Origin of the sequence: Pedobacter sp. UBA5917 (assembly GCF_002432345.1) — a bacterium.
Classification (GTDB): Bacteria; Bacteroidota; Bacteroidia; order Sphingobacteriales; family Sphingobacteriaceae; genus Pedobacter.
Genome location: NZ_DJDT01000081.1, coordinates 1 through 7,818 on the forward strand (window position 1 = coordinate 1; position 7,818 = coordinate 7,818).

Genomic DNA, 7,818 nt, shown 5'->3' on the forward strand with positions numbered 1-7,818 from the left:
TATGGTATGTGCTGCCATGTGCAAGGATGCCGGGGCCGCCTATATCCATGCGGCTGATATCAATCCGCAACGCCTTGAACAGGCAAAAGCTTTTGGTGCCGATGAAATACATTTATTAACGGATATTAACAGTGCTTTGCCTACCGGAATCGATTTGGCATTTGATATGAGCGGTTCGGCCGACGCGATGGAAAACAGTATCAGAAAACTGGCCATTGGAGGAACGGCCATCTGGATCGGGGCGGTTTTTAATACCCGCAAAGTACAGATTGATGCCGAGTCGGTGGTACGCAGGCTGGTGACCATAAAAGGCTTGCACAATTATAATTTTGAAGACTTTGTGTATGCCGTTAACTTTATCACCAAAAACCATCAGGTTTTCCCTTTCAAAAAAGTTGTATCAAAAGAATTCGATCTTTTAAATACCAGCGGGGCTTTTGAATTTGCTGTTGCCAATAAACCACTTAGGGTAGGTATTAATTTAAAGTAGAATGGATAAGAAATTTAGGGTGCAGCAATGGAAAATGCTGTTGATTACCATGTTCTGTTACCTGTTTTTTTACACAGGCAGGCATAATTTTGGCTGGGCGGCAAAAGGTATGGCGGCCGACCTGCATATTCCTTATACCGCTATAGGCTGGATCAGTTTTGCAATGCTGATCGGTTATTCGGTTGGACAGCTGATAAACGGAAACCTGGCCGACCGTTTCAGTGCACGCTTAATGGTAACGGTTGGGGCATATCTTTCTATTATGACCAATGTTGCCATCAGTTTTGCCGGTAGCGGAACGGTAATTATGATATTATGGGCTTTAAATGGTTATTTTCAATCGATGGCCTTTGCGCCAGGTGCCAAACTGATCAATAACTGGTGGAGCGAAGAGGAGCGGGGCAAGGCCTTTGGGTTTTATACCATGGCGGCTGGGCTATCCTCGGTGGTAACTTACCTGCTTTCGATTATTTTATTACAACAGGGTTACGAATGGCGTATGCTTTTTAGGCTACCTGTTTTATTACTGTTGATTTCGGCCACTGCTTTTATGATTATTGCCCGCGATAAACCGGATGTTGCGGTAGATACGCAGGTAACAAAACAACCGGAAGTGAGCTGGGTAGACCGCTACCGGATGGTATTGGGCAATAGAAAATTTATGGTTGTTTCGCTTGGCTTCGGTTTTGAGAGCATGGCACGCTATGGGCTTATTTTCTGGGTTCCGGTCCATTACCTGGGTGGAAACTGGAAGGATAATCCAGGCAATTTATGGGTAACCTTTTTATTACCGGTGGGTATGGCTGCGGGTGCATTAACTTTTGGGATGTTATCTGATAGCCTGTTTAAAAAAGACCGTATCAAAGCCATTTTCTTTGGTATGCTGGCAAGTGCAGTTATAGCCATCCTGGTTTATATTGCACCTGTGCATAACCTGCTTTTGGGTAGTATACTGATGTTGTTGGCAGGTTTTTTTGTGTATGGTCCACAGGCCTGTTTCTTTCCACTTAGTCCCGATTTGTTGGGAAGTAGCCTTACCGGTACAGGCATCGGTTTTATGAATATGATCGCTTATCTTTTCGCCGCTTTTGGCGAACCTTTATTGGGCTTTGCCATCGATACTACAGGTAGTACAAATAGTATTTTTATCGTTATCTCGGCGCTCTGTCTGCTATCTGTAGCCTGTGTAGGTACGGTAAAGTACATGAAACAGCCTGCGGTTAAAGCAGCCTAAATTCTAATATTGGTTTTCTGATTAAAAAGCGCCGTTGTTCATGGCGCTTTTTTTTAAGTTTTTTGAATGGTGTTTTGATTATAATGTACGGAAGACTAATTGCCCCTGTTCAATAATTTCCATTGCCTGTTGTCTCAGTTGATTGTTACCAGCTTTTAGATCCAGTAAAAGAACTGCTTTCTTTTTTAGGTATTTTGCGGCATGTTTGGTGTCGTATTTCATCATCCAGGCCGCGTTATCAATTAAATCAGCATATTTTACGGTCTGTGCGGTAGTACCCAATGTTTGCAGCCGTTTGTTTTCCAGATTTTTCCTTTGCTTTTTGCTTAAATCAGGATAGGCTGTTTTGGTAAAAACATCGGTGAGTTCGGTTACATTTCCGACGATAAATTCTGCAGCATCAATATCGTAACCAAAACGTATCAATGCTTCTTTCAGTTCGGTGCCGGTGGTGTTCGTGTCTTCCAGCAGATCGTGGCATAATCCAATTTCGTAGCCCCACTTTACCACGTCTTTTACCAATTGGGCTACTTTATTTAAATGATCAAAATAAGGTAGGTGTGTACATTTGATCAGCTGATCACGATGTTTTTCTGCAACCCAATTTGCCAATTGTTCCGAACCTATCATCTGTTTTTCTGTTACTGCTACAATATTTAACCAGTATAGCAACATTGGTCCGCATTAAAATGTTCTTATTATTTATGCTGTTGTAATTTGTGTTTTCCTTAAATTTTCCAGTTGATGATAATATTCAAAAGCCTGTTTCTGGTACAGTGGTATTTTTTCTTCCGGCTGAACTTCGTAAAACACCTGATTAGGGTGTTTTGCGTTAAATCGGCTACGCACATTAATATGTTCCCAATCTTCAGCACTTAAGCTTATGTTTGTAAAACTGCAAAAACGCCCCATGTTCTCCATAATCCCATCATTATAATTAAGTAATAAGGTAAGCGGATCTTCTTGTGAAGCGCGGATAAAGGCTTTAAAATAGTTTTCGAGTACTTTTACGGTATGTCCATCAAAATCGCCCGGCTCAACATCACCATTTTTTATACCCAGTAATTCGTTTGGTACTACACCTGGTACTGCCTGCATCCCCCTTAATTTTTGATGCGACCGAACCACCTCATCTGGTTTTCTATATAATAAAACAAAAGGTACTTCGGGATATAATTTTCTAAGCAGGGGCATAAAGTGGATATGCCAGCTATCGGTTTTGATGATAAGGTGTTTTTTTTCTCCATCAGGATTTTGTCCATAAATTTTGATAACTGCTTTTACCAGTTCTTCATGATGCGGAACGGGTAAATTTTTGCCAAGCCTGAGAATTTCATCGATAAAGGGCACCTCGGGTAAAACGATATGCTGGCTGTTGAGGCATAAAGATTGCGATATCAGCGTAGATCCGCACCTTGATATATGGAATATAAATGCGGTGGGTGCTACGCTGCTCATTAATGATGCCCATTCGGGTAAAACGGAAATATCACTACACGGCTTAAATTTATTTGAATTATAAGCATGAGAGAGGTATTCACCTATCGATTCGCTGAAAAACGGTCCTGTAAACTGGTTGCCATTGGTGAATAGCCATTTGCAGGTATACAAGCCATTTTTTTCTCTTAATTGGTCGGGTATCCAGTTCTTTAGTGCAAGCTTGCTCATTGCTGGTTTGCGGTTAAAAGGGTATTGTATTCTTGTTGCAGTTCTTCTGCCATCTCCAGTGCACGCGTCGTTCCCTGTTCTTTTAGTGAAAAAATCATCTGTTTCAAAACTTCAGGATCGCGGCTTTCATCCGGTGCATGGGCAATCGTATCGGTATTTAAAATAAGTTGTTCCAGCCAGGGGTTTACTTTACAGTCGATTACTAAGTGTACCCTGTTGGTTAGCCCTTTATTGTTTACCCGATGGGGCAGGTTGGCATTAATGTACCAGCACTCACCCTCATTCATGATAATGCGTTCGTTATTAATGTAAAATTCGACATCGGTATTGGTTTGTATGGGGAAATGAAGTCTTGCTTCACCTTTTTCAAAGGCCAGTTCTGCATCCCGGTGTTGTTTTATTACAGAACCTGCGCCGAGGTTTAACAAGCGTACCGACATCACTTCGCATTCGAAAGTTTCTATAAGCTGTTTTACCGACGGAAAGAGTTTCATATTGGCATGATTTTCAAAACGATCGACCTGATGTAATTCAGGGATGATACTATCTGTACCTCCTGGTGTACGTAAAGGAAATACCGTCCACTTCCCACTGTAATGGGCGGTGTTAAAATGACTTGTCCAATTGTCTGTAATATTTCTTAGGTCATTCTGTAGTAGTTCAATAGGATATTTTTTATTTGGCTTTGAGTAAGTAATCATAATTATAAATAAAATAAAATTAATGAATATTTATATGGTGTATGATTAAAATTGTTCGAATACCTATATTTAAGTATTTGTCAATTCCTGTTTGGAGTTAACAATAAAATCGATAAATTTACGTATCCAAACGAAATCTCATCCTAATTCCGCTCCAAGTGAAAATTATTATATTTTCTAACCATCTATCATCAGTACCTGTAATAGATCATTTTTTTGCACAGGGCTTGGTTAAAGCCGTGGTTTCTACCGATAAGTTAAATGCCCAGCATATAGGTATTGAGCTTTTTTGTAATAAAAATAATATTCTGTTTTTAAAGATAAACAGACATAATTTATTAACAAATGTTAGTCAGTTGTTTGCCGAGATACAACCTGATCTGGTGTTGATGTTTAGTTTTTCTTACCGGATTCCGGCAGCGCTTTATCAATTTCCCCGTATAGGGTTCTTTAATGTTCATTTCAGTATGCTGCCTGCTTACCAGGGACCGGATCCTTTGTTTTGGCAAATGAAAAATGGCGAAACCAGCGGAGGGGTAAGTATCCATAAAGTTGATGCGGGTTTTGATACCGGTGCTGTGGTGATGCAGGAGCCTTTGGTTTTTATCCCTGGCGAAACATGGGGGATAGCCGATGGCAGGCACGGTGCCGTGGCTGTAAACATGATTGTTCGCTTAATTGAGGAACTCAAACATAAAAATGAAATAGCCGAATTATCCACCCCGCTAATTGCGCCAAGTTATTATCCAAGGGCAACGGCTGCTGATATCACAATCGACTGGGCTGTGCAGACTGCAGGAGAGGTAGAAGCGCTTGTAAATGCGGCTAACCCTGGTACAGGAGGAGCGGTAACCTCTTTTAAACAACAATTAGTGAGAATATTGGAGGTTTCTCCGGTTGAGGCTGAAGGCCAAGCTGGTTTTGAAGCCGGTGCAGTGGTGCATGCTGATGCAAGTGGAATATATGTGCAATGTGCCGACAGAAAAATCCTGCGCATCAACATTATCAAATTAAGTGAAGGTTTTATAACCGGTGCTAAACTGGCTGCATTAGGTGTAAAACAGGGCGAAAAATTTGAGAATGGCGCTTTTCAATTCGAAGAAATCTATAATTAATTTTTTTAAACCATAAACCAACTTACCATGTTACAATCAAATTACGTCGGCGAGATCAGGATGTTTGCGGGAACTTTTTCGCCTGCAGGCTGGAAATTTTGCGACGGTTCACTTCTTCCCATCAGTCAGAACGAAGTGCTTTATACCCTTTTAGGTACCACTTATGGTGGCGATGGAGTAACTACATTTGCCATTCCCGATCTGAGGGGGCGTGTGCCTGTACATGCAGGCAATGGTGCCGGGTTATCGCCTGTTGTACTGGGGCAAAAAGCCGGTACAGAGCAGGTTACGATGACGGTGAACCAAATGCCGGCACATTCGCATCCGTTAATGGCCCAGTCGGCCGAAGGTAACGCAAATTTACCAACCAATAATGCCTTTGCGAATACCGGTTCATCAGATCCTGATTTTGCACCAGGTACGGTTACACCAGATGTACAGATGGGAGTCCAATCAATAGGGCAAGCTGGTGGTAATCAGCCGTTTTCGATTAACCAGCCTTCTTTGGCGATTAATTATATTATCGCTTTGTTTGGTATCTATCCTACCCGTAATTAACCGATAAATTAAACTTCAAGAACTGAAAAAATGGATTATTATTTAGGAGATATAAGAATAGTTGCCATGAATTATGCACCCAAAGGATGGGCATTATGCAACGGACAACTTTTGCCGATACAACAAAACCAGGCATTGTTTTCGCTTTTGGGAACCACTTATGGCGGTAATGGCACTACTAACTTTGGTTTGCCCAATTTACAGGGCCGGGTATCGCTTGGTTTTGGGCAAAGTCCGACTAGTGGTAACAACTATGTTCTGGGGCAGGCAGCCGGCAGCCAAAGTGTTACGGTATTGCAGAGTCAGTTACCAGCACATAATCACGTGTTTTTAGCCAATAATGCAGCTGGCACAACCAATGCGCCCGCCAACGCTTACTTTGCTGATTCTGTAGCACCAGACCTTGATTATTCGAACGCGGGATTAAATACAGCAATGTCGGCAAATGCCATAGGCAGAACCGGGGGTAATGGACCTATTCCGGTACAGCAGCCATACCTGGGCCTATATTTTATTATTGCTACAACTGGTATTTACCCAACCAGAAATTAACTATTACAGAACTTTTAAAACATAAGAAATGAATTTTATAGGAGAAATAAAACTGGTAGGAGAAAATTTTGCGCCCAGCGGCTGGATGTTTTGTCGTGGACAGCTTTTGCCTGTTAGTCAATATAGCGCATTGTTCGCCTTAATAGGAACTACCTATGGTGGCAATGGTGTAAGCACTTTTGCATTGCCTAATTTACAGGGAACAGTTCCTGTGGGAGCGGGCGATGGTCCGGGTTTAACCCCACTTCCATTAGGTGCCCGATATGGAACCGAGGGCGTAAACCTTCTTGTTACCAACCTGCCATCGCATACCCATAGTGTTAATGCGGTAAGTACCGGTGGTACAGTATCCTCTCCAACAGGAAATTATTTTGCCAACAAGGGAAGAAGCGACAATGATTATACTTCAAACAACCCAAATACGCAGATGAACATAATGACTGTAGGGGTTACAGGCAATAATCTTCCTGTACCTGTAATGCAGCCTTACATAGCACTTAATTATGTAATTGCAGTACAGGGAGTATATCCTGCCCGAAATTAATTAACCCTCTTACCACAGCTTTGCTTAAAAACAAAGCTGTGGATATATAAAACCAGTAAAAATACCAGCTGTGATAGTTGTTTCTGATTGCCAGTTGATATCGGACTTATAACCCAAATGATATGAAAAAAGCTCTACGCGTTTTATTTTCTACCACTATTCTTGTGCTTCTTGTATTGGCGGCCAAAGCTCAGATCCAGTTTCAGGATACCTATGAGAAAAGTTTTGGTAATAATGTTGTCACACTTACATCGTCTACCACTGATGGTACAGGACGTAAGATTTACACAGGTACAGGAGCCGTAGCCGGTGGCGCAACGCTTTATAAACTGTTATATAACATAAATCGATGGGAAATCCAGTTTTATGATGGAGGTGTATACCAGGTAGCCTACTATAACACAACCAGTACAACTCCAAATCCGCCTTCAATTGGTAATGGAACATGGGTAAATGCTGGTCCGGATAATTTACTTTTGCTTTCCGGCACAGTTATAGGTGGCAGTTCAAACGATGCAACGTTATTAGCTTTAACCATATCAGCAGGCACATTAACTCCGGCATTTTCAAGTAGCGGGATATCTTATTCGGCAAGTGTTACCAATGGTACAACGAGTATTAATGTTACCCCAACCCGAAACCAGGCAAACGCCACTATTAAAATAAATACCATTACTGCAACTAGTGGGAGCCCTTTTACAGTAAATTTAAATGTAGGAAATAATCCAATTAATGTTGTGGTAACTGCACAGGATGGTACAACAACAAAAACCTATACAATAAATGTTGGCAGGGCATTACCTGCCCCTGTTGTGGTAACTCCTGCCCATGGAAGCACTACCAATAACCGTACGCCAAATTATACCGGTACAGCGCCAGCTAATTCTACCGTAACGGTTTACGTTGATGGTTCGGCGATAAGCCCTACTGCAACAGCAAATGCAGTGGGAAACTGG

General features: G+C 41.7%; 10 protein-coding genes. 7 read left to right on the top strand and 3 right to left on the bottom strand.

What is annotated here, in order from left to right; translation table 11 throughout:
• Together B2V92_RS05050 and B2V92_RS05055 are read left to right on the top strand one after the other, a co-directional pair.
• The coding region (locus B2V92_RS05050; RefSeq protein WP_293305259.1) for a zinc-binding dehydrogenase at positions 1–490 on the top strand (490 nt) is incomplete at its 5' end.
• A gap of 1 nt (position 491) precedes the next feature.
• A complete protein-coding gene (locus B2V92_RS05055; RefSeq protein WP_293305262.1) occupies positions 492–1,724 on the top strand; it encodes an MFS transporter in 1,233 nt (410 codons plus the stop codon).
• A gap of 78 nt (positions 1,725–1,802) precedes the next feature.
• Here the strand turns inward: B2V92_RS05055 and B2V92_RS05060 are convergent, their stop codons facing one another.
• The 3 genes from B2V92_RS05060 to B2V92_RS05070 are packed head-to-tail and all read right to left on the bottom strand — an operon-like array spanning position 1,803 to position 4,093.
• Positions 1,803–2,399, bottom strand: coding sequence for a hypothetical protein (locus B2V92_RS05060; protein ID WP_293305265.1), 597 nt, complete (start codon positions 2,397–2,399; stop codon positions 1,803–1,805).
• A 27-nt stretch (positions 2,400–2,426) separates the two neighbouring features.
• Positions 2,427–3,392: a hypothetical protein gene (locus B2V92_RS05065; RefSeq protein ID WP_293305268.1), complete on the bottom strand. Its 966-nt coding sequence runs from the start codon at positions 3,390–3,392 to the stop codon at positions 2,427–2,429.
• On the bottom strand, positions 3,389–4,093 hold the full coding sequence (locus B2V92_RS05070; protein ID WP_293305271.1) for an aspartyl/asparaginyl beta-hydroxylase domain-containing protein: 705 nt from the start codon (positions 4,091–4,093) through the stop codon (positions 3,389–3,391). The genes B2V92_RS05065 and B2V92_RS05070 overlap by 4 nt, the downstream gene beginning before the upstream one ends.
• A 158-nt stretch (positions 4,094–4,251) precedes the next feature.
• Between B2V92_RS05070 and B2V92_RS05075 the strand changes: the two genes are divergently transcribed.
• The 5 genes from B2V92_RS05075 to B2V92_RS05095 form a co-directional block, all read left to right on the top strand.
• On the top strand, positions 4,252–5,208 hold the full coding sequence (locus B2V92_RS05075; protein ID WP_293305273.1) for a methionyl-tRNA formyltransferase: 957 nt from the start codon (positions 4,252–4,254) through the stop codon (positions 5,206–5,208).
• Positions 5,209–5,235: 27 nt separating this feature from the next.
• Entirely contained in the window at positions 5,236–5,766 is a 531-nt protein-coding gene (locus tag B2V92_RS05080) for a phage tail protein (protein ID WP_293305276.1), read from the top strand.
• Between the two features lie 30 nt (positions 5,767–5,796).
• Positions 5,797–6,318: a phage tail protein gene (locus tag B2V92_RS05085; protein ID WP_293305279.1), complete on the top strand. Its 522-nt coding sequence runs from the start codon at positions 5,797–5,799 to the stop codon at positions 6,316–6,318.
• A gap of 28 nt (positions 6,319–6,346) precedes the next feature.
• Complete coding sequence (locus tag B2V92_RS05090; protein ID WP_293305281.1) at positions 6,347–6,862, top strand: phage tail protein; 516 nt, start codon at positions 6,347–6,349, stop codon at positions 6,860–6,862.
• A gap of 122 nt (positions 6,863–6,984) precedes the next feature.
• The coding region (locus B2V92_RS05095) for a cadherin-like beta sandwich domain-containing protein (protein WP_293305283.1) at positions 6,985–7,818 on the top strand (834 nt) is incomplete at its 3' end.

Excerpts from the sequence above, each read along its gene's own strand:
- B2V92_RS05055 (WP_293305262.1), top strand. The coding sequence starts at position 492 with ATGGATAAGAAATTTAGGGTGCAGCAATGGAAAATGCTGTTGATTACC.
- B2V92_RS05060 (WP_293305265.1), bottom strand. The coding sequence starts at position 2,399 with ATGTTGCTATACTGGTTAAATATTGTAGCAGTAACAGAAAAACAGATG.
- B2V92_RS05065 (WP_293305268.1), bottom strand. The coding sequence starts at position 3,392 with ATGAGCAAGCTTGCACTAAAGAACTGGATACCCGACCAATTAAGAGAA.
- B2V92_RS05070 (WP_293305271.1), bottom strand. The coding sequence starts at position 4,093 with ATGATTACTTACTCAAAGCCAAATAAAAAATATCCTATTGAACTACTA.
- B2V92_RS05080 (WP_293305276.1), top strand. The coding sequence starts at position 5,236 with ATGTTACAATCAAATTACGTCGGCGAGATCAGGATGTTTGCGGGAACT.
- B2V92_RS05085 (WP_293305279.1), top strand. The coding sequence starts at position 5,797 with ATGGATTATTATTTAGGAGATATAAGAATAGTTGCCATGAATTATGCA.
- B2V92_RS05090 (WP_293305281.1), top strand. The coding sequence starts at position 6,347 with ATGAATTTTATAGGAGAAATAAAACTGGTAGGAGAAAATTTTGCGCCC.